General features: G+C 60.1%; 21 protein-coding genes. 18 read left to right on the forward strand and 3 right to left on the reverse strand.

Going from position 1 to position 24,647, the window contains the following annotated elements; all coding sequences use genetic code 11:
- The first annotated feature begins 6 nt into the window (after positions 1-6).
- The 14 genes from KGB28_RS18220 (at position 7) to KGB28_RS18285 (ending at position 19,407) form a co-directional block, all read left to right on the forward strand.
- Positions 7-183 (forward strand): hypothetical protein, encoded by a 177-nt coding sequence (locus KGB28_RS18220; protein ID WP_003176118.1) that lies wholly within the window; start codon positions 7-9, stop codon positions 181-183.
- Entirely contained in the window at positions 167-3,121 is a 2,955-nt protein-coding gene (locus KGB28_RS18225; protein WP_223446840.1) for a sensor histidine kinase, read from the forward strand. Before KGB28_RS18220 ends, KGB28_RS18225 begins: the two co-directional genes overlap by 17 nt.
- A gap of 22 nt (positions 3,122-3,143) precedes the next feature.
- Entirely contained in the window at positions 3,144-4,583 is a 1,440-nt protein-coding gene (locus KGB28_RS18230; protein ID WP_223446842.1) for a sigma-54-dependent transcriptional regulator, read from the forward strand.
- Positions 4,584-5,319: 736 nt separating this feature from the next.
- Complete coding sequence (locus KGB28_RS18235) at positions 5,320-6,720, forward strand: polynucleotide adenylyltransferase PcnB (RefSeq protein ID WP_223446844.1); 1,401 nt, start codon at positions 5,320-5,322, stop codon at positions 6,718-6,720.
- Between the two features lie 3 nt (positions 6,721-6,723).
- The gene (gene folK, locus KGB28_RS18240; RefSeq protein WP_223446846.1) at positions 6,724-7,209 is read left to right on the forward strand and encodes a 2-amino-4-hydroxy-6-hydroxymethyldihydropteridine diphosphokinase; all 486 of its coding nucleotides are present in this window, start codon (positions 6,724-6,726) and stop codon (positions 7,207-7,209) included.
- Positions 7,210-7,577: 368 nt separating this feature from the next.
- On the forward strand, positions 7,578-8,378 hold the full coding sequence (gene panB / locus KGB28_RS18245; protein ID WP_223446848.1) for a 3-methyl-2-oxobutanoate hydroxymethyltransferase: 801 nt from the start codon (positions 7,578-7,580) through the stop codon (positions 8,376-8,378).
- Positions 8,375-9,235, forward strand: coding sequence for a pantoate--beta-alanine ligase (gene panC, locus KGB28_RS18250; protein WP_223446850.1), 861 nt, complete (start codon positions 8,375-8,377; stop codon positions 9,233-9,235). The genes panB and panC overlap by 4 nt, the downstream gene beginning before the upstream one ends.
- 194 nt (positions 9,236-9,429) lie before the next feature.
- The gene (panD, locus tag KGB28_RS18255) at positions 9,430-9,810 is read left to right on the forward strand and encodes an aspartate 1-decarboxylase (RefSeq protein WP_003228271.1); all 381 of its coding nucleotides are present in this window, start codon (positions 9,430-9,432) and stop codon (positions 9,808-9,810) included.
- A 224-nt stretch (positions 9,811-10,034) separates the two neighbouring features.
- Entirely contained in the window at positions 10,035-11,699 is a 1,665-nt protein-coding gene (gene pgi / locus KGB28_RS18260; RefSeq protein ID WP_223446852.1) for a glucose-6-phosphate isomerase, read from the forward strand.
- A 230-nt stretch (positions 11,700-11,929) separates the two neighbouring features.
- Entirely contained in the window at positions 11,930-13,864 is a 1,935-nt protein-coding gene (acs, locus tag KGB28_RS18265) for an acetate--CoA ligase (protein ID WP_223446854.1), read from the forward strand.
- 111 nt (positions 13,865-13,975) lie between these two features.
- Positions 13,976-14,845, forward strand: a complete 870-nt coding sequence (locus KGB28_RS18270) for an oxygenase MpaB family protein (RefSeq protein ID WP_223446856.1) — start codon at positions 13,976-13,978, stop codon at positions 14,843-14,845.
- 198 nt (positions 14,846-15,043) lie between these two features.
- Positions 15,044-16,060, forward strand: coding sequence for a class I SAM-dependent rRNA methyltransferase (locus KGB28_RS18275; protein ID WP_223446858.1), 1,017 nt, complete (start codon positions 15,044-15,046; stop codon positions 16,058-16,060).
- A gap of 93 nt (positions 16,061-16,153) precedes the next feature.
- Positions 16,154-19,111 (forward strand): DUF748 domain-containing protein, encoded by a 2,958-nt coding sequence (locus KGB28_RS18280; protein ID WP_223446860.1) that lies wholly within the window; start codon positions 16,154-16,156, stop codon positions 19,109-19,111.
- Positions 19,111-19,407, forward strand: a complete 297-nt coding sequence (locus KGB28_RS18285) for a DUF2845 domain-containing protein (RefSeq protein WP_223446861.1) — start codon at positions 19,111-19,113, stop codon at positions 19,405-19,407. Before KGB28_RS18280 ends, KGB28_RS18285 begins: the two co-directional genes overlap by 1 nt.
- Before the next feature lie 266 nt (positions 19,408-19,673).
- Here KGB28_RS18285 and KGB28_RS18290 read toward each other — a convergent pair whose 3' ends face one another.
- Positions 19,674-20,030: a BON domain-containing protein gene (locus KGB28_RS18290; protein WP_223446863.1), complete on the reverse strand. Its 357-nt coding sequence runs from the start codon at positions 20,028-20,030 to the stop codon at positions 19,674-19,676.
- A 299-nt stretch (positions 20,031-20,329) separates the two neighbouring features.
- Positions 20,330-20,752 (reverse strand): pilin, encoded by a 423-nt coding sequence (locus KGB28_RS18295; protein WP_223446865.1) that lies wholly within the window; start codon positions 20,750-20,752, stop codon positions 20,330-20,332.
- Positions 20,753-20,979: 227 nt separating this feature from the next.
- On the opposite strand from KGB28_RS18295, the gene KGB28_RS18300 reads away from it, so the two are divergent.
- The 4 genes from KGB28_RS18300 to yacG are packed head-to-tail and all read left to right on the forward strand — an operon-like array spanning position 20,980 to position 23,888.
- The gene (locus KGB28_RS18300; RefSeq protein WP_223446867.1) at positions 20,980-22,197 is read left to right on the forward strand and encodes a type II secretion system F family protein; all 1,218 of its coding nucleotides are present in this window, start codon (positions 20,980-20,982) and stop codon (positions 22,195-22,197) included.
- Position 22,198: 1 nt separating this feature from the next.
- A complete protein-coding gene (locus tag KGB28_RS18305) occupies positions 22,199-23,071 on the forward strand; it encodes a prepilin peptidase (RefSeq protein ID WP_223446869.1) in 873 nt (290 codons plus the stop codon).
- A complete protein-coding gene (gene coaE, locus KGB28_RS18310; RefSeq protein WP_223446871.1) occupies positions 23,068-23,691 on the forward strand; it encodes a dephospho-CoA kinase in 624 nt (207 codons plus the stop codon). Before KGB28_RS18305 ends, coaE begins: the two co-directional genes overlap by 4 nt.
- The gene (gene yacG, locus KGB28_RS18315; RefSeq protein ID WP_007970539.1) at positions 23,688-23,888 is read left to right on the forward strand and encodes a DNA gyrase inhibitor YacG; all 201 of its coding nucleotides are present in this window, start codon (positions 23,688-23,690) and stop codon (positions 23,886-23,888) included. Before coaE ends, yacG begins: the two co-directional genes overlap by 4 nt.
- A 35-nt stretch (positions 23,889-23,923) precedes the next feature.
- On the opposite strand, the gene KGB28_RS18320 is transcribed toward yacG, so the two are convergent.
- Positions 23,924-24,613 carry an energy-coupling factor ABC transporter permease gene (locus KGB28_RS18320; protein WP_007990394.1) on the reverse strand — a complete coding sequence of 230 codons (690 nt, stop codon included), beginning with the start codon at positions 24,611-24,613 and terminating at the stop codon, positions 23,924-23,926.
- Between the last annotated feature and the right edge of the window lie 34 nt (positions 24,614-24,647).

Genomic DNA, 24,647 nt, shown 5'->3' on the forward strand with positions numbered 1-24,647 from the left:
GCCGGGATGTACATCTATCGCTTGGTCCTGCTTTTGGTAGTGGGGATTTACCTGTTTTCCCCGGCCATCATGGATTGGTGGATCGACGCCACTGGCGCCTGGTATCGCCCTTATCTGCTCTGGCTGATTCTGATCGTCGTGACCTTCATCCTGCAGAGCCAAAAAGATGCCGATGAGCTTTAGCCTGACCCAGATGATCCTGATCAGCGCCGCGTACCTGGCGGTGCTGTTCGGTGTGGCCTGGATCAGCGAACGGGGCATGATTCCCCGGGCGATCATTCGCCACCCGCTGACTTACACCCTGTCGCTGGGCGTCTACGCCAGCGCCTGGGCGTTTTACGGCACCGTGGGCCTGGCCTATCAGTACGGCTACGGTTTTTTGTCCAGCTACCTGGGTGTTTCCGGGGCATTTCTGTTGGCGCCGGTGCTGCTCTACCCGATCCTGAAGATCACCCGCACCTATCAACTGTCGTCGCTGGCGGACCTGTTTGCCTTCCGCTTCCGCAGTACCTGGGCCGGTGCGCTGACGACGATTTTCATGCTGGTCGGCGTACTGCCGCTGCTGGCCTTGCAGATTCAGGCAGTCGCCGACTCCATCAGTATCCTCACCCGAGAGCCGGTACAGCATCGCGTGGCCCTGAGCTTCTGCGCACTGATTACGCTGTTCACGATTTTCTTCGGCTCCCGCCACATCGCCACCCGCGAAAAGCATGAAGGCCTGGTGTTCGCGATTGCCTTCGAGTCGGTGATCAAGCTGATCGCCCTCGGCGGTGTCGGGCTGTATGCGCTTTACGGCGTGTTCGACGGCCCGCAACAGCTTGAACTGTGGCTGCTGCAAAACCAGACCGCGCTCGCCGCCCTGCACACGCCGTTGCAGGAAGGCCCGTGGCGTACGCTGCTGCTGGTGTTCTTCGCCTCGGCGATCGTGATGCCGCACATGTATCACATGACCTTTACCGAGAACCTCAACCCGCGCTCGCTGGTCAGCGCGAGCTGGGGCCTGCCGCTGTTCCTGCTGCTGATGAGCCTGGCGGTGCCGCTGATTCTCTGGGCCGGCCTGAAACTGGGCGCCACCACCAACCCGGAATACTTCACCCTGGGCATCGGCATCGCCGCCAACAGCAAGGCTTTGGCGTTGCTGGCCTATGTCGGCGGGCTGTCCGCCGCCAGCGGCCTGATCATCGTCACCACGCTGGCGCTGTCCGGGATGGCCTTGAACCACCTGGTGCTGCCGCTGTATCAACCACCGGCCGAAGGCAACATCTACCGCTGGCTGAAGTGGACCCGCCGGGCGCTGATCGTCGCGATCATCATGGCCGGCTACGGCTTCTACCTGATGCTCGGTGCCGAGCAGGACCTGGCCAACCTCGGCATTGTCGCTTTCGTCGCCACGTTGCAGTTCCTGCCGGGCGTGCTCTCGGTCCTGTATTGGCCGACCGCCAACCGTCGCGGCTTCATCGCCGGCTTGCTGGCGGGGATCCTGGTGTGGCTGGTGACCATGCTGTTACCACTGGTCGGCAACCTGCAGGGCTTCTACATTCCGCTGCTGAACATGATCTACGTGCTGGACGACACCAGTTGGCACATGGCTGCGATTGCCTCGCTGGCAGCCAACGTACTGATGTTCACCCTGATCTCGCTGTTCACCAACGCCAGCACCGAGGAGGCCAGCGCTGCCGAAGCCTGCGCCGTGGATAACGTGCGCCGCCCGCAACGTCGGGAACTGCACGCCGCCTCACCCCAGGAGTTCGCCACACAACTGGCCAAGCCACTGGGTGCAAAAGCGGCGCAGAAAGAAGTGGAACAGGCACTGCGCGATCTCTATCTGCCTTTCGACGAACGCCGACCCTATGCCCTGCGCCGCTTGCGTGACCGCATCGAGGCCAACCTCTCCGGCCTGATGGGCCCAAGCGTGGCCCAGGACATGGTCGAGACGTTCCTGCCGTACAAGGCTGGCGGCGAAAACTACGTCACCGAAGACATTCACTTCATCGAAAGCCGCCTCGAGGATTACCACTCGCGCCTGACCGGCCTGGCCGCCGAACTCGATGCCCTGCGCCGCTATCACCGCCAAACCCTGCAGGAATTGCCGATGGGCGTTTGCTCGCTGGCCAAGGATCAGGAAATCCTCATGTGGAACAAGGCCATGGAGGAACTCACCGGCATCGCCGCGCAGCGCGTGGTCGGTTCGCGCCTGAGCACCATTGCCGACCCATGGAAAGAACTGCTGCAAGGCTTCATCAATCTGCCGGACGAGCACTTGCACAAACAGCATCTGGCCCTCGACGGCCAGACACGCTGGCTGAACCTGCACAAAGCGGCGATCGACGAACCCCTCGCGCCGGGCAACAGCGGCTTGGTGTTGCTGGTGGAAGACTTGACCGAAACCCAGATGCTCGAGGACAAACTGGTGCATTCCGAGCGTCTGGCCAGCATCGGTCGACTGGCGGCCGGCGTGGCCCACGAAATCGGCAACCCGATTACCGGTATCGCGTGCCTGGCGCAGAACCTGCGCGAAGAACGTGAAGAAGACGGCGAGCTGAAGGAAATCAGCGGCCAGATCCTCGAGCAGACCAAACGCGTGTCGCGCATCGTCCAGTCGCTGATGAGCTTTGCCCATGCCGGCAGCCATCAGCACAACGACGAGCCCGTCTGTCTGGCCGAAGTGGCTCAGGATGCCATCGGCCTGCTGGCCCTGAACCGGCGCAATTTCGAAGTGCAGTTCTACAACCTGTGCGACCCCGAACACTGGGTCGAAGGCGACCCGCAACGGCTGGCCCAGGTATTGATCAACCTGCTATCAAACGCCCGTGACGCCTCGCCTCCCGGCAGTGCGGTACGGGTCAAGAGCGAAGCCGGCGAACACACGGTCGATCTGATCGTGGAAGACGAAGGCAGCGGTATTCCGTCGAGCATCATGGACCGATTGTTCGAACCTTTCTTCACCACCAAGGACCCGGGCGAAGGCACCGGTCTGGGCCTTGCACTGGTCTATTCCATCGTTGAAGAGCATTATGGACAAATCACCATCGACAGCCCGGCTGATGTTCAAAGCCAACGCGGCACCCGAATCAGGGTTACCTTGCCGCGTCATGTCGAAGCGACGTCCGCTGTGAACTGAGACCGTCGAGAGTATCGAATCAATGCCGCACATTTTGATCGTCGAAGACGAAACCATTATCCGCTCCGCCTTGCGCCGCCTGCTGGAACGTAACCAGTACCAGGTCAGCGAAGCCGGATCAGTGCAGGAAGCACAAGAACGCTTCACTATTCCCTCGTTCGACCTGATCATCAGTGACCTGCGCCTGCCGGGCGCTCCTGGCACGGAGTTGATCAAGCTCGCCCAGGGCACGCCGGTGCTGATCATGACCAGCTATGCCAGCCTGCGCTCGGCGGTCGACTCGATGAAAATGGGCGCGGTGGACTACATTGCCAAGCCATTCGACCATGACGAAATGCTGCAAGCCGCCGCACGAATCCTGCGTGACCGACAAACGGTACAAGCCGGCGGTGAAGCGGTTGCCGGCAAAGCCACCAACGGTGCGGCGAAATCCGGTACCGACAACAGCAACGGTGAAATCGGCATTATCGGCTCGTGTCCACCGATGCAGGACCTGTACGGCAAGATCCGCAAAGTGGCACCGACCGACTCCAACGTTCTGATCCAGGGCGAATCGGGTACCGGTAAAGAACTGGTGGCGCGCGCCCTGCACAACCTGTCAAAACGCGCCAAGGCGCCGATGATTTCGGTGAACTGCGCGGCCATTCCGGAAAGCCTGATCGAGTCCGAACTGTTCGGCCACGAAAAAGGCGCGTTCACTGGCGCCAGCGCCGGGCGCGCCGGTCTGGTGGAAGCGGCGGACGGCGGCACCTTGTTCCTCGACGAAATCGGCGAACTGCCACTGGAAGCCCAGGCTCGCCTGCTGCGTGTACTGCAGGAAGGCGAAATTCGTCGCGTGGGCTCGGTACAGTCGCAAAAAGTCGATGTGCGCCTGATCGCCGCGACTCACCGCGACCTCAAGAGCCTGGCGAAAATCGGCCAGTTCCGTGAAGACTTGTATTACCGCCTCCACGTTATCGCGCTGAAACTGCCAGCCCTGCGCGAACGCGGTGCGGACATCAACGAAATCGCCAACGCCTTCCTGGCGCGGCAAAGTGCGCGAATCAACCGCACCGACCTGAAGTTCGCCGCGGATGCCGAGCAAGCCATTCGTCACTACTCCTGGCCGGGCAACGTTCGCGAACTGGAAAACGCCGTCGAGCGCGCCGTTATCCTGTGCGAAAGCCCGGAAATTTCCGCCGAGCTGCTGGGCATCGATATCGAACTGGGCGACCTGGAAGACGACGAGTTCATTGGCCTGCCGCCACAACAGGGCAACGGCAACGCCAGTAACAGCAACCACGAACCGACCGAAGACCTCTCCCTGGAAGACTACTTCCAGCATTTCGTCCTCGAGCATCAGGACCACATGACCGAAACCGAGTTGGCCCGCAAACTCGGGGTCAGCCGCAAATGCCTGTGGGAGCGCCGTCAGCGCCTGGGCATCCCGCGGCGCAAGACCGGGGTGGCCAGCGAAAGCTGAACCGTACCTGTCTCATGTGCGGGTAACACGTGACTTTCTGAAAAAACTGTTACCTCAGCTTTTTCACGTAACAGAAGCCGGGGCTTACGGTAACGAAGCCCCGGCTTTTTTTGGCCCTCGAAATGTCTGTCGACCGGCCTAACCCCTTGTTTTATTGGGTTTCGCAAAAGTTGGCACGCACCCTGCTATATGTTTGGTACAAGAACAATAACAAGCAATGCACAAGACAATAAAAATAAGACGAATCGACTCACGCACAATAAAAACAAGACGGCGAGAGGCGCAGCTAACTGATTCTTTTGGAGAGGCGTTGTATTTGGGGCTTGCCCCACGACCAGGCCGAGAACAACAAAAAACTGTCTTAAGACAGAGCCTGTACTGGTTGGATCGAAAGATCACTGCAATTCAGCGACCAAAGCAATCCGTTTGCTCTTGGCTCCCGATTGGGAGGGTCATGAAGGAAAGCTTCATGGCGAGGGCACTCAACAAAAACAAGAAGCCCGAAACCAAAAATAAAAATAGAGCATGCAACTACTTCTTGGGGAGCTTCGGCTCCCCTTGTGGTTTCCGCGATTCGCAAATCCCCGCAAATCGACTCGTTCCGGCCTTGAAGCCTGCGGCCTACAGCTCATATCTGCTGTGTCCTACACCATCCCCCGACTAAATGCTAGAATCCCCGCCCATCATGCGGTCATTCTTCTGTTATGGCCGAATATTCCTTCAAACAGTGCATCCCATGCTGAAGAAGCTGTTCCAGTCATTCCGTACTCCCAAGCGTCCTACGCAACACATTCGCAGCACGCCTGAAGTGCTCAACAGCGGTCAACACTCGCTGCAGAAGGCGCAATTCAGCCGCTACGCGGTGAATATCGTTGAACGCCTGCAGAACGCCGGTTATCAGGCTTACCTGGTGGGCGGTTGCGTGCGCGACATGCTGCTGGGTATCACACCGAAAGATTTCGACGTTGCCACCAGCGCCACACCCGAGCAGGTACGGGCCGAATTCCGTAACGCGCGAATCATCGGGCGCCGGTTCAAACTGGTGCACATCCACTTCGGTCGCGAAATCATCGAAGTCGCGACCTTCCGCGCCAATCACCCGCAAAACGAAGACGAGGAAGACAGCAATCAGTCTTCGCGCAACGAAAGCGGGCGCATCTTGCGCGATAACGTCTACGGCACCCTGGAAGAAGACGCGCAACGTCGCGACTTCACCATCAATGCCCTGTATTACGATCCGGTCAGCGAACGCATCCTCGACTACGCCAACGGCGTACACGACATCCGCAATCACCTGATCCGCCTGATCGGCGATCCGACTCAACGCTACCAGGAAGACCCGGTACGGATGCTGCGGGCCGTGCGTTTCGCCGCCAAGCTGAACTTCGGCATCGAAAAACACAGCGCCTTGCCGATCCGCGGCCTGGCGCCGATGCTGCGCGAGATCCCGTCGGCCCGCCTGTTCGAAGAGGTGCTCAAGCTGTTCCTCTCCGGCCATGCCGCCGATACGTTTGAAATGCTCGTCGACCTGCAGTTGTTCGATCCACTGTTCCCGGCCAGCGCCGAAGCACTGGAATACAACCCGACGTACACCCACACCCTGATCAGCGAAGCCCTGATCAATACCGACCTGCGGATCAAGCAGAACAAACCGGTAACCCCGGCATTCCTGTTTGCAGCCCTGCTCTGGCCTGCCCTGCCGGCCCGCGTCCTGCACCTGCAGGAGCGTGGCATGCCGCCGATTCCGGCGATGCAGGAAGCGGCGCACGAGCTGATTGCCGAACAGTGCCAGCGCATCGCGATCCCTAAACGCTTCACCATGCCGATCCGCGAGATCTGGGACATGCAGGAACGTCTGCCCCGCCGCAGCGGCAAGCGTGCCGATCTGTTGCTGGACAATCCGCGTTTCCGCGCCGGCTACGACTTCCTGCTGCTACGCGAAAGCGCCGGCGAGCAGACCGATGGCCTGGGCGAATGGTGGACGGACTATCAGGACGCCAACGAAAGCGAGCGTCGCGACATGATTCGCGACCTCAGCGGCAAGGACGAAGGCACCGGCGCCCCGCGCAAGCGTCGCCGCAGCGGTGGTTCCAAGCGCAAACGCGCCGCCGGCGCTTCGAGCACCACGGGCGAGTAATCCATGGAACGCATCTACATCGGCATGGGCAGCAACCTGGCTGACCCCGCCGACCAATTGCGCAGCGCCGTCGAGGCGCTGGCGCAGTTGCCGCAATCGGAACTGGTCGGGGTTTCTGCGTTTTATCAAAGCGACTCGCTGCTCCCCGGACAACCGCGCTACACCAATGCGGTGGCTGCTCTCGACAGTACGCTGGCGCCGCTGGACTTGCTCGATGCCTTGCAAGCCATCGAAAACGGCCAGGGTCGCGAGCGCATTGAGCGCTGGGGGCCGCGCACGCTGGACCTCGACATCTTGCTGTTCGGTGATCGCCTGATCGACGAACCGCGCCTCAAGGTTCCCCATTACCACATGCAGGAACGGGCCTTCGTGCTGTATCCGCTGGCGGAACTGGCACCTGCGGATATGCGCCTGGCCGATGGCCGGACCTTGGCCGAACTGCTCAAGGCATGCCCGTTCGTCGGCCTGGAACGCCTGCCCCCGACGTGACACAAATCCCCCTGTGGGAGCGGGCTTGCTCCGGGCGGCGTTCCGACGAAAGCGGTGTATCAATCAACAAAAATGTTGAATGTGATGCCCCCTTCGCGAGCAAGCCCGCTCCCACACTGGTCGCAGCTTCGACTGCTGAAACGCATCAGTTACCCCGGTAACACCCCACCCGTAACAATGCGGTAACACACGCAATTGACTTCCCTCGTTCTCCTCACGACTATAGGCGTCCCGCTGCCGCCTACACGGCGTTCAAGGGCGCAATCCAGGCCTTAAAAGCACGACGAAAGAGCGTGCGCCTGTATTCAACGAAGAATCACGCGCGTTACTCGCAGTAGTTTCCACAGCGCCTGAATGAGGAACTTTTCATGCCAGCCATCACCCTGACCACCCTGCAAGGTCTGAAGCAAAAAGGTGAAAAAATCACCATGCTGACCTGCTACGACGCGACCTTCGCCCACGCCTGCAACCAGGCCGGCGTCGAAGTGCTGCTGGTGGGCGACTCCCTCGGCATGGTTTTGCAGGGCCACGACAGCACCTTGCCTGTCACCACTGCAGAAATGGCTTATCACGTGGCTGCCGTCAAACGCGGTAACAGCGATGCCCTGATCCTCGCCGACCTGCCTTTCATGGCCTACGCCACCACCGAGCAAGCCATGGTCAACAGCGCCCTGTTGATGCAGGCCGGCGCGCACATGGTCAAGGTTGAAGGGGCGTTGTGGCTGGCCGATTCGATCCGCCTGCTGGCCGAGCGCGGCATCCCTGTCTGCGCGCACATGGGCCTGACGCCGCAGTCGGTGAACATCCTTGGCGGCTACAAGGTCCAGGGCCGTAATGAAAACCAGGCGCGGCAGATGCGTGCCGACGCGATCGCCCTGGAGCAGGCTGGCGCGGCAATGCTGCTGCTCGAGTGCGTCCCGAGCGAACTGGCGGAAGAAATCACCCAGGCGGTGAAGATTCCGGTGATTGGTATTGGCGCCGGCAATCGCACCGATGGCCAGGTGCTGGTTCTGCACGACATGCTGGGGCTGTCCATTACCGGCCGCGTGCCGAAATTCGTGAAAAACTTCATGACTGGCCAGACCAGCATTGACGCTGCATTGAATGCCTACGTGACTGAAGTCAAAGCGGCAACTTTCCCTGGGATCGAACACGGATTTTCTGCATGAACACCGTAAAAACCGTACGCGAACTGCGGGCCGCCGTGGCCCGTGCCCGTGGCGAAGGCAAGCGTATCGCCTTTGTGCCAACCATGGGCAACCTGCACAGCGGCCACGTGGCGCTGGTGACCAAAGCCTCCCAACGGGCGGACTTCGTGGTTGCGAGCGTTTTCGTCAACCCGCTGCAATTCGGTGCTGGCGAAGACCTCGACAAGTACCCGCGCACCCTCGCCGCCGACCAGGAAAAACTCCTCCAGGCCGGCTGCCATCTGTTGTTTGCCCCCGCTGTTGAAGAGATGTACCCCGACGGCATGGCCGGCCAGACCCGCGTCAGTGTCCCGCAATTGTCCGAAGGCCTGTGCGGCGCCAGCCGTCCGGGTCACTTCGAAGGCGTGGCGACGGTGGTCAGCAAGCTGTTCAACATGGTCCAGCCGGACCTGGCGATTTTCGGCGAGAAAGACTTTCAGCAACTGGCGGTGATTCGCGCGCTGGTTCATGACCTGAACATGCCGATCCAGATCATCGGTGAGCCCACTGTTCGCGCAACCGATGGCCTGGCACTGTCGTCGCGCAACGGTTTCCTCAGCGAAGAGCAACGCGCTGTGGCACCGGTGGTCTACCGCACGCTGAAAGCGATCGGCGAGGCGATCAAGCAGGGTGAACGCGACTACCCGTCGCTGATCGGCACACAGATCAAACAGCTCGAAACAGCCGGCCTGCGTCCTGACTATCTGGAAATCCGTCACGCCCTGACCTTGCGCCCGGCGACGGCGCAGGATCGTGACCTGGTGATTCTGGTGGCGGCGTTCCTCGGTACGACGCGGTTGATCGACAACCTGCACCTGAACCTCGACGCGCCAAACTAAACACCGAAAAACCCTGTGGGAGCGAGCTTGCTCGCGATAGCGGTTGTTCAGTCACAACAATTTTGACTGATACACCGCCATCGCGAGCAGGCTCGCTCCCACAAGGGGATCTGCGCCGGTTTCCAAGCCGTATTGCCGCCCACAAACCCTTCGGGCAAACTGCCCGCCGTTCGATTCCGACCTGGGAAATACTCATGCACGCCATCATGCTCAAAGCCAAGCTGCATCGCGCCGAAGTCACCCACGCTGTACTCGATTACGAAGGCTCCTGCGCCATCGACGGTGAATGGCTGGACCTGTCCGGCATTCGTGAGTACGAACAGATCCAGATCTACAACGTCGACAACGGCGAGCGCTTCACCACCTACGCCATCCGTGGTGAAGAAGGTTCGCGCATGATCTCGGTCAACGGCGCCGCCGCGCACAAGGCCAAGGTTGGCGATCGCGTGATCATCTGCGCTTATGCTCATTACAGCGAAGCCGAACTGCTCAACTTCAAGCCGCGCATGCTCTACATGGCACCGGGCAATGAATTGAGCCACACCAGCAATGCCATTCCGGTCCAGGTCGCCTGATCCGAGTCCTGTCTCTTCCGTTTGTCGGACCGTTCCTAACTTTGGTGTTAAAAAAGTACCGGAAACAGGTCAGACAAAGTCAAGACAGATCATTGCGCGGGGTTTACTGTATCCGCCCTGCGCCATGAAATCGTGTCGACGCAGTTGACCGGGACGCCCACCCACAGCGCTCCGGGATTTTTAGTGTTCAAAAGGCCGTTCAAGTAATAAGGAAACCCGCAGCGATGGCGTATTACCGCACTCCTCACGACGTTACCGCTCTGCCTGCCTGGCAAGCGTTGAATGACCACCGCCAAGCCATGCAGGATTTCAGCATGCGCGAAGCCTTCAATGCCGATCCGCAGCGTTTTACTCAATTCACCCTCAGCAGCTGCGGCCTGTTTCTCGACTATTCGAAAAACCTGATCAACGCCGAGACCCGCAATCTGCTGGTGGGCCTGGCCAACGAAGTCGACCTCAAGGGCGCGATCAATTCGCTGTTCGACGGCGAAATCGTCAACTCTTCCGAAGGCCGTCCGGCCTTGCACACGGCCCTGCGTCGCCCGGTTGGCGACAAGCTGTCGGTCAACGGCGTCAACGTGATGCCCGAAGTGCACAAGGTGCTGAACCAGATCACCGACCTCGTCGGCCGTATCCACGATGGTCTGTGGCGCGGTTACACCGAGAAGCCAATCACCGACGTGGTGAACATCGGCATCGGCGGCTCGTTCCTCGGCCCTGAGCTGGTGTCCGAAGCGCTGTTGTCCTACGCCCAGAAAGGCGTGCGTTGCCATTACCTGGCGAACATCGACGGCAGCGAGTTCCACGAACTGACCATGAAGCTGCGCGCCGAGACCACGCTGTTCATCGTCTCGTCGAAATCCTTCAACACCCTCGAAACCCTGAAGAACGCCCAGGCTGCCCGTGCCTGGTATCTGGCCCAGGGTGGTTCGGAAGCAGAGCTGTATCGCCACTTCATCGCGGTATCGAGCAACAACGCCGCCGCGGTAGCGTTCGGCATCCGCGAAGAAAACATCTTCCCGATGTGGGACTGGGTCGGCGGGCGCTACTCGCTGTGGTCGGCCATCGGTTTGCCGATTGCCCTGGCCATCGGCATGTCCAACTTCAAGGAGTTGCTGTCCGGTGCCTACACCATGGACCAGCACTTCCAGAGCGCGCCGTTCGAACAGAACATGCCGGTGCTGCTGGCCTTGCTCGGCGTGTGGTACGGCAACTTCTGGGGCGCGCAAAGCCACGCGATCCTGCCGTACGATCACTACCTGCGTAACATCACCAAGCACCTGCAACAGCTGGACATGGAATCCAACGGCAAGAGCGTGCGCCAGGACGGCAAGCCAGTGTCCACCGACACCGGGCCGGTGATCTGGGGCGGCGTTGGCTGCAACGGTCAGCACGCCTACCACCAGTTGCTGCACCAGGGCACCCAACTGATCCCGGCCGACTTCATCGTGCCGATCGTCAGCTTCAACCCGGTGTCCGACCACCACCAGTGGCTGTACGCCAACTGTCTGTCGCAGAGCCAGGCGCTCATGCTCGGCAAGACCCTTGGCGAGGCCGAAGCCGAGCTGCGCGACAAAGGCATGAGTGAAGCCGAGGTGCACAAACTCGCGCCGCACAAGGTGATCCCGGGCAACCGTCCGAGCAACACCCTGGTGGTCGAACGCATCAGCCCGCGTCGCCTCGGCGCTCTGGTGGCGATGTACGAACACAAAGTCTTCGTGCAAAGCGTGATCTGGGGCATCAATGCCTTCGACCAGTGGGGCGTGGAACTGGGCAAAGAGCTGGGCAAAGGTGTCTACAACCGCCTGGTCGGCAGCGAAGAAACCCCGGCCGAGGACGCCTCGACCCAAGGGCTGATCAATTACTTCCGTGGTCGTCACCGCGGGTGATTTGAAGCCTGCCCACAGAGTGTGTATTGAGTACAAACTCTGTGGGCAACGAATATCCAATGTGGGAGCGGGCTTGCTCGCGAAGACGGTGGTTCAGTCAACAAGGGTGTTGAATGTACCGGCCTCTTCGCGAGCAAGCCCGCTCCCACAGTTGTTTTGCATCTGACTTGAACCCATTGACCTCTCGGCGCATCTTAATCTTTGTCGCAAAACAAGAATAAGGAACCGTCATGTTCGATATCAGCACGTTCCCCAAAGCCGATGCCGTCCGCCGGGCTGCACAATTGAGTCAAGACGACTATCAGCGCATGTACCGCCAATCCGTCGAACACCCCAGCACCTTCTGGGCCGAGCAGGCCACGCGTTTTCTCGACTGGAGTGCGCCCTGGGAAACCGTCCAGCGCTACAACCTGAAGACCGGTGAAGCCAGCTGGTTTGCCGGCGCGCAATTGAACGTCAGCTACAACTGCATCGACCGGCACCTGGAGAAACGCAGCGATCAGGTTGCCATCATCTGGGAAGGCGACGACCCTGCCGACTCGACATCGATCACCTACAAAAAACTGCATGAAAACGTCTGCCGCCTGGCCAACGTGCTGAAAAACCGTGGCGTGAAAAAAGGCGACCGCGTGTGCATCTACATGCCGATGATTCCCGAGGCGGCCTACGCCATGCTGGCCTGTACCCGCATCGGCGCGGTGCACTCGGTGGTGTTCGGCGGCTTCTCCCCGGACTCGTTGCGCGACCGTATTCTCGACGCCGACTGCCGCACCGTGATTACCGCGGACGAAGGCGTGCGCGGCGGCAAGGTCGTGCCACTCAAGCAGAACGTCGACAAGGCGCTGCGAAGCTGCCCGGACGTGAGCACCGTGCTGGTGGTCGAACGCACCAAGGGGCAGGTGAACTGGGTCGATGGACGGGACATCAAGTACCAGCAGGCCCTGCGCGAAGCCAGCGCCGATTGCCCGCCCGAGCCGATGGACGCCGAAGACCCGCTGTTCATCCTCTACACCTCCGGCAGCACCGGCAAACCCAAAGGCGTGCTGCACACCACCGGTGGCTACCTGCTGCAAGCAGCGATGACCTTCAAGTACGTGCTGGACTACCGCGATGGCGAAGTCTTCTGGTGCACCGCCGACGTCGGCTGGGTCACTGGCCACAGCTACATCGTCTACGGTCCGCTGGCCAATGGCGCGACCACGCTGATCTTCGAAGGTGTGCCGAGCTACCCGAGCACCTCGCGCTTCTGGCAGGTGATCGACAAGCACAAGGTGAACATTTTCTACACCGCCCCGACGGCCCTGCGCGCACTGATGCGCGAAGGCCCCGAACCGTTGAAGCAAACATCCCGCGCCAGCATCAGGCTACTCGGCACGGTCGGCGAGCCGATCAACCCGGAAGCCTGGGAATGGTATTTCCATGCAGTCGGCGAAGAGCGTTGCCCGATCGTCGATACCTGGTGGCAGACCGAAACCGGCGGCATCATGCTCAGCCCGCTGGTCAGTGCCCAGCGGATCAAGCCTGGTTGTGCGACACAACCGATGTTCGGCGTGCAACCGGTATTGCTCGACGAGCAAGGCAGGGAAATCAAAGGTGCCGGCAGCGGCGTACTGGCCATAAAGTCCAGCTGGCCGGCACAGATCCGCAGCGTTTATCGCGACCCGCAACGCATGGTCGACACCTACTTCAAGCCCTACCCCGGCTACTACTTCACCGGTGACGGCGCGCGGCGCGATGAAGATGGCGACTACTGGATCACCGGACGCATCGACGATGTGATCAACGTATCCGGCCACCGTATCGGCACCGCCGAAGTGGAAAGCGCCCTGGTGCTACACCAGAGCATCGCCGAGGCCGCTGCGGTCGGTTACCCCCACGACATCAAGGGCCAGGGCATATACGTCTTCGTCACGCCCATGAACGGCGCCGAAACCAACGATGAACTGAAGAAAGAATTGCTGGCCCTCGTCAGCCAGGAAATTGGCAGTTTCGCTAAGCCGGACTTGATCCAGTGGGCCCCGGCCTTGCCGAAAACCCGCTCAGGCAAGATCATGCGGCGCATTCTGCGCAAGATCGCCTGCAACGAACTGGACAGCCTGGGTGATACTTCGACCCTGGCTGACCCGAGCGTGGTGCAAGGGCTGATCGACAAGCGCCTGAAGTAGGAGCGAGCTTGCTCGCGATGAACGCCGACGCGCCGCGTATATTCAGGAAGCACGCGTTATTGTTAACGTCCATCGCGAGCAAGCTCGCTCCTACAGAATTACAGAGTGGCCATGGAATTCATCCGCACCCGTATCGAAACCCAGATCATGAGCCTGACCGGTTTGTCTTTGGGCAAACTCGATCTGGAAAACCCCAAGGGCGACCCCGGCCTGTTCGGGCCGGACTCGGTGAGCTGGCAAGTCCATGGCGATTTCAGCAGCATGCTGATCGGTGGCATCAGTGCCCTGATGCTGCAAGCCCTGCATCCTCTGGCATTGGCCGGGGTCTGGGACCATTCGAATTTCCGTGAAGACATGCTCGGCCGCTTGCGCCGCACCGGGCAGTTCATCTCCGGCACCACCTTCGGTTCTCGACAGGATGCCGACTGGCTGATCGAAAAAGTCCGCACCATCCATTTGCAGATCACCGGCACGGCACCGGACGGACGCGCCTACGCCGCCAGCGACCCCGAATTGCTGACGTGGGTGCACGTAGCGGAAGTCAGCAACTTCCTCACCGCACATTTGCGCTATCGCAATCCGCACCTGTCGCAGGTCGATCAGGATCGCTACTACGCCGAAATTGCCTTGGTCGCCGAGCGCCTCGGGGCCCGGGATGTGCCCCGTTCGCGGCAGGAAATTGCCGACTACCTTGAGCGCATGCGCCCTCAGTTGCTGTGCGACGAACGCAGTCGTGAAGTCCTGCGCCTGTTGCTGAACGCCCCGTCCCCCAGTCGCCTGGCCAAGCCTTTCGGCGGTTTGATGATGCAGGCCGGGATCGATCTGCTGCCGGACTGGGCCAGCGATATGCTCGGTGTCAGCCAGAACCCGCTGCAACGCAAGCTGATCCGCGCCAGCGTCAATCGCAGTGCGCCGATGCTGCGCTGGGCGGTGCGTAATGGGTCGGTGCAGCGGGCTAAACGGCGGATGGGGATTACTTAGAAAGAACAAAGATCAAAAGCTTCGCGAGCAAGTCGAGTCGTCGCACCGCCGCTCCCACATTGGATCTATGTCGAACTCGAGTTTTATGTTCACAGAAAATCCGATGTGGGAGCGGGCTTGCTCGCGAAGGCAGCACCTCGGTCCCGTGCCAAAACTGTTAAACTCCCGCGCCCAATTCCCTCCTGCAAGGCGCCCAGCATGTCTTCCTTGATTCAGGCGCTGCGCGCCGCCCTCGAACGTCGCCAGGATCTGCTGGCGGAGTTGCACAGCCAGGGTACCGATTGCTATCGCCTGTTCCACGGCAGCCAGGAAGGCGCCGGGGGCCTGACCATCGACCGCTACGGCCCGCAATTGCTGGTGCAGAGTTTCCACCAGCCGCTGGAGCGCGAGACGCTGCTGCAACTGCACGAAGCGATCAATCAACACCTGGGTTTTGACACCCTGCTGGTCTACAACGACCGCTCCCGCGGCAACTCGCGCATCGACCGCGAAGACATCGTCTACCGCGCCGATGAAGCCGCCCTGCAAGACCTGGTCGGCCACGAATGGGGCCTGAACTATCGGGTACGGGGTCGCCATGCCGGACAAGACCCGCTGCTGTTCCTCGACCTGCGCAACACCCGCGGCTGGGTCAAGGATCACAGCAAGAACAAAAGCGTACTGAACCTGTTCGCCTACACCTGTGGTGTCGGCCTCAGTGCCGCCGCCGGTGGTGCGCGCGAGGTGTGCAACCTGGACTTCGCCGAAGGCAATCTGGCGGTCGGTCGGGAGAACGGCCAACTCAACCCGCAGTTGCCGACCATGGAATTTATCCAGTCCGACTACTTCCCGGCCATTCGCCAACTGGCCGGCCTGCCGATCAGCCAGCGCCGCGGGCAAAAACTGCCGAGCTATCCGCGTCTGGAACAGCGCCAGTACGATCTGGTACTGCTCGATCCACCGGCCTGGGCCAAGAGCGCATTCGGCACCGTCGACCTGCTGCGCGACTACCAGAGCCTGCTCAAACCGGCCCTGCTGACCACCGCCGACAACGGCGTGCTGATCTGCTGCAACAACCTGGCAAAAGTCAGCATGGACGACTGGCGCGAGCAGGTTTTGCGTTGCGCAGAGAAGGCCGGGCGGCCGGTGCGTGAGTGGAGCGTGATGAAACCGGGCGCCGACTTCCCGTCTATGGATCAGCAACCACCGCTGAAAACCCTGATTCTGCAGCTCTGACCGCTGTGGGAGAAATCTGAAACTTCCTGATCAGTCCAATCACTTGGGAACCGGAAACGCGTGCCATACTCCAAGGCACTCCGATCCAGACAGATGAAGCCGCACATGTACAAAGGATTGATTCGCGCCATCGGCGCCTTGTTGACTGCTCTGGCCCTCTACAGCTTGCTGGGTTTTCTGATTTTACCGGGTGTCGCGTTGCGCGTTGCCAACCAGCAACTGGCCAACTACGCCACCACACCCGCCACGATCCAGCGAATCGAACTCAATCCGTTCAGCCTTGAACTGACCCTTTGGGGCTTGAACATCGGCGAGCCCGGCAAGGAGCAGGTCGGTTTCGAACGCCTGTATGCCAATCTGCAACTCGACAGCCTGTGGACCAAGGCGGTGCACCTGTCCGATGTCGAACTGGACAAGCCCAAGACCGAAATCCTGTTCAGCAAGGACGGCAAACTCAATCTGCTGGGGCTGTTCAAACTGCCAGCGAGCGAACCCACACCCGCCGACCCGGATGCCAAGCCGTTTCCGCTGCGCATCGAGCGAATCAAACTGGCGGGCGGCGCCGTGCACTTTGAAGATGCCCGGCCCAGCGAGCCCATCGAGTTTGTCTACGACACACTCGATTTCGAGCTGAAGAACCTCAGCACCCTGCCCGATGACAGCGCCGACATGACCTTGGTGGCCGTCGGCCCCAATGGCGGACAGATCGACTGGACCGGCAACTTCAGCCTGATCCCGATCGCCTCCGAAGGTAAGCTGAAAATCACTGATGGCAAGATGAAAGCCTTTTGGCCCTATGTGCGCGACGCCGTGCCACTGGACCTCGAAAACGGCGTCATGAGCATCAGTACCGACTACAAATTCAGCCTGGCCAAGGAAACCGAGCTGCTGCTGAGCAATGTAGCTGTCAACATCGCCCCCTTCGCGATCAAGGCCCCGGATGGCCGGCCGCTGGTGAAGCTCGAACGCCTGGACGTCAGCGAAACCACCGTGGACCTGGCCAAACAGCAAGTGGTGGTCGGCAAGATCCGCAGCCACAAACTGGAAACCTGGGCCGCGCTGGAATCGGACGGCCAACTCGACTGGCAGAAACTGTTCGCCAGCCAACCGTCAAAACCCTCTGCCAAAGCCAAGGCGGATGCCGAACCGGCCAGCACTCCGGCGGCGGCAGACTCACCGAAACCTGAACCGGCCGCCCCAGACAAACCCTGGCAGGTGTTGCTCAAGGATGTGCAGTTGCGCGATTACCAGGTGCATCTGGCTGACCGCAAGGCACAGCCTCCCGTCGCCCTGGATCTGGCTCCGCTGAACCTCGACCTGCAGAATTTCGACAGCCTCAACGGTTCACCCTTTACCCTCAAGCTCGATACCGGCGTGGGCAAGCAAGGCAGGATCATGGCCGACGGCGAGGTCAACCTGGCCCCGGTCAGCGCCAGACTGAAGGTACAGACCAAGGACATCGACCTGCGGGTTGCCCAGTCCTACATCACGCCGTTCATTCGCCTGGAGCTGCGCAGCGGCATGCTCGGCAGTGATCTGGCGGTCGACCTGAAAAGTACCGAACCCCTGGCGTTCAACGTTACGGGCCGCGCCAAGGTCGATCAGTTGCATACCCTGGACACCCTGAAAACCCGCGACTTCCTCAAGTGGCAACAGGTCGTGGTCGAAGGCCTGAACTATCAGCATGGGGACAGCCTGTCGATCGACAAGATCAACCTGTTCCAGCCCTATGCGCGCTTCATGATCAACGATGATCGCACCACCAACATCGATGACCTGCTGATTCCGCAACCGGCGGACTCCGGGACAAAACCGGCGGCGAGCAAACCGGCCAGCAACGAAAAACCGCTGGGCATCCACATCGGCGGCATTTTCATCAATGACGGTTCGGCCAACTTCGCCGACTTCAGCCTGACCCCGAACTTCGCTACCGCCATCCAGCAACTCAACGGGCAGATCGGCACCATCGACAGCCGCCAGCCGAAACCGGCCGGTGTCGACGTCAAGGGCAAGGTCGATCGCTACGCGCCGGTGACCATCAAGGGCTCGGTCAATCCGTTCGACCCGATGGCCAGTCTCGACATCGCCACCAGCTTCAAACGCGTGGAGCTGACCACGCTGACGCCCTACTCCGGCAAGTTCGCCGGCTACCGTATCCGCAAGGGCCGGCTCAATCTCGACCTGCACTACCAGATCACCAAGGGTCAGCTCAAAGCTGAAAACAAAGTGGTGGTCGAACAACTGCAACTGGGTGAAAAAGTCGACAGCCCGGATGCCGTGAGCTTGCCGCTGAAACTGGCGATTGCCTTGCTCAAGGACGTCGACGGCAAGATCTCCATCGAACTGCCGGTCAGCGGCGACCTGAACAACCCTCAGTTCAGCGTCATGCCGATTATCTGGCAGACCCTGCGCAACCTGATCGTCAAAACCGCGGCAGCACCGTTCAAACTCATTGGCGGGCTGGTCAACGGTGGCGGCTCGGAAGACCTGGGCAGCGTTTCATTCGCAGCCGGTTCCAGTGAATTGGGCAAGGACGCCGAAGGCGCCCTGGACAAACTGTCCAAGGCACTCAAGGAACGCCCGGCCCTGCGCCTGGAAATCGAAGGCACCGCCGCCCAGAGCAGCGATGGCCCGCTGATCGCCGAACAACGCCTGGAGCGTGAATACCAGTACAACTACTACAAAATGCTCCAGCGCCGCGGTGACAAGGTTCCGGCCCAGGCTTCGTTGCTGGAAGTGCCGGACGGGGAAAAAGGCCCGCTGCTCGAAGGTATCTACCGCACCCGCCTGAAAACCCAGCCCCCTGCCGAATGGAAGGACCTGGGCAAGGAAGAGCGCACCGCGAAAATGCGTGCCGAGGTGATCAAGTTCTGGAGTTCCAGCGACGTGCTGTTGCGTCAACTGGGCCAGGAACGCGCCAGCAGCATCAAGGATTACCTGGTCGACAAGGCCCAGCTGGAAGATGACCGGGTGTATTTCATCGACACCAATCTGGGCGAGGCGCAAAGTGACGGCCGCGTGGTGACTCCGATGCATCTGGATGCCGAGTGATGATGCGGCGGCAGCTGACTGGCCTGATCCTGGCGCTCTCCGCCAGTCAGGCTTGGGCGGCCGATACCCTGCGCTGTGGCAGCCAGTTGATCAGCGTCGGCGATCGCTCGAGTGAGGTTTTGCAGAAATGCGGTGAACCGGTCAGTCGCGACTTGCTGGGTTACAAACGCAGTGCAGATCGGCGTGAGGAGTTTCAGGTCGAGGAATGGACCTACGGACCGAATGGCGGGATGTATCAATACTTGCGGTTCGAAGGTAATCGGCTGAAACAGATCACCAGCAAACGCGGCAATTAATTAGCACTATCCAATGTGGGAGCGGGCTTGCTCGCGAAAGCAGTCTTTCATTCAACGCATGTGTTGAATGTCAGTCAGCCTTCGCGAGCAAGCCCGCTCCCACATTGGTTTTTCAGCGCTACACATAGAACAGGCCCCGGCAAAAATACGCGGGGCCTGTAGTGGCCAACATCCTTTGGCCGTTCGCATGAACCCTCTGGTTGCAACAGACGTATGACTCGACCCGTCTGTCGCGCCCTCTCCCGGTCCAGGCGAGAAGTCTTGCCTTACTCGGCTTTCAGGCCGTCAGCGGAGACCGCCTTGACGCCTTTGATCTTCTTGGTGATGGCCACAGCCATTTCTTTTTGCGAATCGGTCACGGCGGTGGTCGACGACAGCGATACCACGCCTTTGTTGGTTTCAACCTTGATGTCGGTACCTGGAATGCCTTTTTCGGTCATCAGGTCAGCTTTGACTTTGGTGGTGATCCAGGTATCGGAAGTAGCTTCTTTCGCTTCGGTCATTTCACCGGCAGCCAGCACCATTGGCGACTGGGTTGCCTGGGTGGTTTGAGCAAACGCGGCGTTGCCCATGGTCAGGGTCAGCGCGGTAGCAGCAGCGGCAGTGATAGCGAACTTCTTCATACGAGTAACTCCTGTTTTTCGGAAAGTCTGCCGGGTGTCTTGTCGGCAGGGTTACCAAGGATATTGCGAACGCTGTGCCAACTTTGAAACAGAGAATAAAGTCTTATTAATCAATAAGTTATAAAACAAGCCGATTTTCGAAATCATGCAAAATGCACGAGAAGCACAAACACTGCGTGCAAGTTGCGGGTTTATGGAAAGTTCCTAAGATGCTGAATTTCTAAGCTTTATCTGTGGCATTTGACGACGGCTCGACAAACAGGAAAATCCCCGCAAAAGCGGGGACTTGATTCAGCAATTCATGCCGCTGAACCGGAACACCCTTTAGGCAAGTAGTCCTGGGAAACGCTGCTCTTGCATGACCAGCCTTTGGTTTCGTCTCGTGTCAGGGTGACGGTTTTGTCCTGGACCACCCCCGGGGCATTGCGCAACGTACAAACGATTGATCCCGCTCCCGCCTGCGTTGTAGCCGTCACAGACAGGGCGCAGTGGTTGGTCGATGTCGCACCGGCAGGCGCCACATTGGCAATTGTCGGGGTTTCCCCCTGGCTGATCACATCCTCGAACGGCACCTTCATTGCAGTCAGCTCAGCCAGCGCCGCCGTGACCTTGGCCCGAGCCTGGTACTTGGAATACATCGGCAGACCCAATGTTGCCAGGATCCCGATGATCGCCACCACGACGAGCAACTCGATCAGGGTAAAACCTTTTTGATTGTTCATGTACAAGCTCCATGCATGAGTCGAAGGCTCATGACCTGCCCCATGGCAGCACAGCCTGTGCCAAGGCCAGAAGCCCCTGTTGGCAGGGGGCGTAGTGGCCGCAAAGCGCTTACCTACTATCAGGTTCAGCACTATCTGACGTTTTTTGTCACCTCACCCTGGCGGGTTTGGCCCCGTCCTTTGACTAGGCTATAAGAGCAATTCAATCGGAATACCCAGGACTGAACATGGCGGTCAAGGCAGCGAAAATCAGCGTGTATGCATGGGAAGGCATCGACCGCAAAGGCACAAAAGTGACCGGCGAACTCAGCGCTCAAAACCCGGCGCTGATCAAGGCGAAACTGCGCAAGCAAGGCATCAGTCCCGGCAAGGTTCGCAAGAAAAACCATTCGTTCTTCAGCATGGGCAAGCGCATCAAGGCCCAGGACATTGCCCTGTTCACCCGGCAAATGGCAACGATGATGAAGGCCGGCGTGCCGTTGTTGCAGTCGTTCGACATTATCGGCGAAGGCTTCGACAATCCGGCCATGCGCAAGCTGGTGGACGAACTGAAACAGGAAGTTGCGGCAGGCAGCAGCTTCGCCGCCGCCCTGCGCAAGAAACCCCGGTATTTCGATGAGCTGTATTGCAACCTGGTGGATGCCGGCGAGCAGGCCGGTGCCCTCGACACCCTTTTGGAACGGGTGGCGACCTACAAGGAAAAAAGCGAAAGCCTCAAGGCCAGGATCAGGAAAGCCATGACCTACCCGCTGGTGGTGGTGTTCGTCGCGGCGATTGTCACCGGGATTCTGCTGGTCAATGTCGTGCCGCAGTTCGAGTCGGTGTTCAAAGGCTTTGGTGCCGAACTGCCGGCCTTCACCGTAATGGTCATTGGCCTGTCGCAATTCATGCAGGCCTGGTGGTGGGTGGTCCTTGGCACGCTGGTCACAACGGCCTTCGGCGTGCGCCACGCCCTCAGGACATCCCCGGCCTTGCGTGACCGGATGGACACCTGGCTGCTGAAACTGCCGCTGGTGGGCACCTTGATGCACAAGTCCGCCGTGGCCCGGTTCGCCCGTACACTGTCGACCACTTTCGCTGCCGGCGTACCGCTGGTGGAGGCCCTGGAATCCGTGGCCGGTGCGACCGGCAATGTCGTGTTCAAGCGTGCGGTATTGCGCATCCGGCAGGACATCTCGACCGGCATGCAATTGCATTTCGCCATGCGCACCTGCGGCGTCTTTCCGAACATGGCGATACAAATGACCGCCATCGGCGAAGAGTCAGGCACCCTGGACGCTATGCTCGACAAAGTCGCGGGGTTCTACGAAGACAACGTCGATAACATGGTCGATAACCTCACCAGCCTGATGGAACCGTTCATCATGGTGGTGCTGGGTGTTATCGTCGGTGGACTGGTAGTTGCCATGTACCTGCCCATCTTCCAACTTGGCTCAGCGATCTGACATGCCCTTGAATGAAATTCTGATTCACTCTCCGCTGGCCTTTGTCCTTCTCGCAGGCATCACCGGCCTGCTGGTCGGCAGTTTTCTCAATGTCGTGATCTGGCGCCTGCCGAAAATGCTCGAACGCGACTGGCGCGAGCAGGCCCATGACATTCTCGGGCTGCCTGGCGAAACGCCGCTGCCAACCTACAACCTGTTGCTGCCCCACTCCCAGTGCCCGCACTGCGGTCACCGAATCCGCGCCTGGGAAAACATCCCGCTGCTCAGTTATGTGTTTTTGCGCGGCCGTTGTTCAGCCTGTGCGGCAGCGATCAGCCCGCGCTATCCGTTGACCGAACTGGCCTGCGGCCTGTTGTCGGCGTTTGTTGCCTGGCACTTCGGCTTCGGTTGGCCGGCCGCCCTGGTGCTGGTCCTGAGCTGGGGGTTGCTGGCGATGAGCCTGATCGACGCCGAACATCAGATATTGCCGGACGTACTGGTGCTGCCGTTGATTTGGCTGGGGTTGATCGTCAACAGTTTCGGCCTGTTCGTGTCGCTGCACGAGGCGCTTTGGGGGGCGATCGCCGGCTACGGCCTGCTGTGGTCGGTGTTCTGGCTGTTCAAGCTGATCACGGGCAAGGACGGCATGGGCTACGGCGACTTCAAGCTGCTGGCGATGCTGGGCGCCTGGGGTGGCTGGCAGATTTTGCCGCTGACCATCCTGCTGTCCTCGCTGGTGGGTGCCATTATCGGGCTGATGCTGCTGCGCTGGCGCAACGCAAAAACCTCGACGCCGATCCCTTTCGGCCCCTATCTGGCCATTGCCGGCTGGATTGCGTTGCTCTGGGGTGGTCAAATAACCGACCTCTATTGGCAGTTTGTCGGTTTGAAATGAATAGCCCTGTGGAAAAACCCTGGATTCTCGGCCTGACCGGCGGCATCGGCAGCGGCAAAAGTGCGGCCGCCCAACACTTCATCGATCTGGGCGTGCATGTGGTCGACGCCGATCATGCCGCTCGCTGGGTAGTGGAACCCGGCCGCCCGGCACTGGCACAAATCGCCGGGCACTTCGGCACCGGCGTGTTGCAGGCCGACGGGCTACTGGACCGCGCCGCGCTACGCAAATTGATCTTCGAGGTGCCTGAAGAGCGCCGCTGGCTGGAGGCGCTCCTGCATCCGCTGATCGGCGAGGAGATCGCTCACCACCTGGCGCTGGCAAAATCGCCTTATGCGATTCTGGTTTCGCCGCTGCTGATCGAGTCCGGGCAATACGCCATGACCCAACGGGTGCTGGTGATCGATGCCCCCGAACAATTGCAGATCGAACGTACCCTGCAACGTGACCAGACCAGCGAGCAGCAAGTCCAGGCGATCCTCAAGGCCCAGTCCAGCCGCCAGGATCGCGTGAGCCATGCCGACGACGTCGTGGTCAATGACCGCGACCTTGCCTGGCTGCACAGCGAGGTCGAACGCCTGCATCACTTTTATCTTTCTTTGCGTGGAGGCCAGTCATGAGCCAACCAACAACCGTCGAATGCCCAACCTGTGGCGCCCCCGTGGAATGGACCGCCGAGAGTAAATTCCGGCCATTCTGCTCCGACCGCTGCAAACTGATCGACCTGGGCGCCTGGGCGTCCGAAGAGCACAAGATTCCAGTGGCTCCCGATGCCGAGGACGAGATGTTCAGCGGCGACTTCGACCCGCGCCACTGATCCTTCGAATGGGCGATTCCAGGTTTTGATGCGGATCAGGACTTGGGATCGTCGTCTTTCCAGGGGGCCGAGAGGTAGCGTGTGCGGTTGAACGTCTCAAGCCATTCCGGGCAGAACACCACCAGCGCACTGACGATCATGCCGTTGATAAACGCTTCGGGAAAAATGATCAGCCACAGATATCCGACAAAATCCTCCAGCCAGTACGGCATGGCAAAACGCTCGTCGAACCATAACAACCAAAGCGCCAGCAGCAGGCACAGCAACGCCGACAGCGCGGCAGCAAAGAATCCGGAAACGAAGATATACACGAAGGGATTTCGCGGCTGCGCACGCTCCACCAGGATCGCGCAGCACTCGGTGACCAGCACCGGCAGCGCAATCAGCAGCGCGCCATTGACCCCGACCGCCGCCAGGTCCTGTCGGCCGAGCAACACCAGCCCCGTTTGTGCAACCAACCCCCCCACCAGCGCCAGTGGCCAGTCCAGCAGTAGCGTCACCGCTGTCATGCCGATGAAGTGGTAAGACACGCCGGTATCAAAGTCGCGCCGCACCAGCCACAACAGAAACAGCGCAAACACCGTTCCAAACAGCAGATGCTGACGACGGCTGTCGGTGAACAGTTCAACCCACGGCGCGCGACAGATCGCCCAGATCAACACCGGCACATAGATCAGCCAGCCGACCGCAAGGGTTTGCGATGACAGCAACTCGGCACCGATCATGGCTACGCGCGCCTCCCAGGCGAAGAACAACCGA

This window comes from Pseudomonas sp. BF-R-19 (assembly GCF_019956445.1).
Taxonomy (GTDB): domain Bacteria; phylum Pseudomonadota; class Gammaproteobacteria; order Pseudomonadales; family Pseudomonadaceae; genus Aquipseudomonas; species Aquipseudomonas fluorescens_BH.

Excerpts from the sequence above, each read along its gene's own strand:
- KGB28_RS18220 (WP_003176118.1), top strand. The coding sequence starts at position 7 with ATGTACATCTATCGCTTGGTCCTGCTTTTGGTAGTGGGGATTTACCTG.
- KGB28_RS18225 (WP_223446840.1), top strand. The coding sequence starts at position 167 with ATGCCGATGAGCTTTAGCCTGACCCAGATGATCCTGATCAGCGCCGCG.
- KGB28_RS18230 (WP_223446842.1), top strand. The coding sequence starts at position 3,144 with ATGCCGCACATTTTGATCGTCGAAGACGAAACCATTATCCGCTCCGCC.
- KGB28_RS18235 (WP_223446844.1), top strand. The coding sequence starts at position 5,320 with ATGCTGAAGAAGCTGTTCCAGTCATTCCGTACTCCCAAGCGTCCTACG.
- folK (WP_223446846.1), top strand. The coding sequence starts at position 6,724 with ATGGAACGCATCTACATCGGCATGGGCAGCAACCTGGCTGACCCCGCC.
- panB (WP_223446848.1), top strand. The coding sequence starts at position 7,578 with ATGCCAGCCATCACCCTGACCACCCTGCAAGGTCTGAAGCAAAAAGGT.
- panC (WP_223446850.1), top strand. The coding sequence starts at position 8,375 with ATGAACACCGTAAAAACCGTACGCGAACTGCGGGCCGCCGTGGCCCGT.
- panD (WP_003228271.1), top strand. The coding sequence starts at position 9,430 with ATGCACGCCATCATGCTCAAAGCCAAGCTGCATCGCGCCGAAGTCACC.
- pgi (WP_223446852.1), top strand. The coding sequence starts at position 10,035 with ATGGCGTATTACCGCACTCCTCACGACGTTACCGCTCTGCCTGCCTGG.
- acs (WP_223446854.1), top strand. The coding sequence starts at position 11,930 with ATGTTCGATATCAGCACGTTCCCCAAAGCCGATGCCGTCCGCCGGGCT.
- KGB28_RS18270 (WP_223446856.1), top strand. The coding sequence starts at position 13,976 with ATGGAATTCATCCGCACCCGTATCGAAACCCAGATCATGAGCCTGACC.
- KGB28_RS18275 (WP_223446858.1), top strand. The coding sequence starts at position 15,044 with ATGTCTTCCTTGATTCAGGCGCTGCGCGCCGCCCTCGAACGTCGCCAG.
- KGB28_RS18280 (WP_223446860.1), top strand. The coding sequence starts at position 16,154 with ATGAAGCCGCACATGTACAAAGGATTGATTCGCGCCATCGGCGCCTTG.
- KGB28_RS18285 (WP_223446861.1), top strand. The coding sequence starts at position 19,111 with ATGATGCGGCGGCAGCTGACTGGCCTGATCCTGGCGCTCTCCGCCAGT.
- KGB28_RS18290 (WP_223446863.1), bottom strand. The coding sequence starts at position 20,030 with ATGAAGAAGTTCGCTATCACTGCCGCTGCTGCTACCGCGCTGACCCTG.
- KGB28_RS18295 (WP_223446865.1), bottom strand. The coding sequence starts at position 20,752 with ATGAACAATCAAAAAGGTTTTACCCTGATCGAGTTGCTCGTCGTGGTG.
- KGB28_RS18300 (WP_223446867.1), top strand. The coding sequence starts at position 20,980 with ATGGCGGTCAAGGCAGCGAAAATCAGCGTGTATGCATGGGAAGGCATC.
- KGB28_RS18305 (WP_223446869.1), top strand. The coding sequence starts at position 22,199 with ATGCCCTTGAATGAAATTCTGATTCACTCTCCGCTGGCCTTTGTCCTT.
- coaE (WP_223446871.1), top strand. The coding sequence starts at position 23,068 with ATGAATAGCCCTGTGGAAAAACCCTGGATTCTCGGCCTGACCGGCGGC.
- yacG (WP_007970539.1), top strand. The coding sequence starts at position 23,688 with ATGAGCCAACCAACAACCGTCGAATGCCCAACCTGTGGCGCCCCCGTG.
- KGB28_RS18320 (WP_007990394.1), bottom strand. The coding sequence starts at position 24,613 with ATGATCGGTGCCGAGTTGCTGTCATCGCAAACCCTTGCGGTCGGCTGG.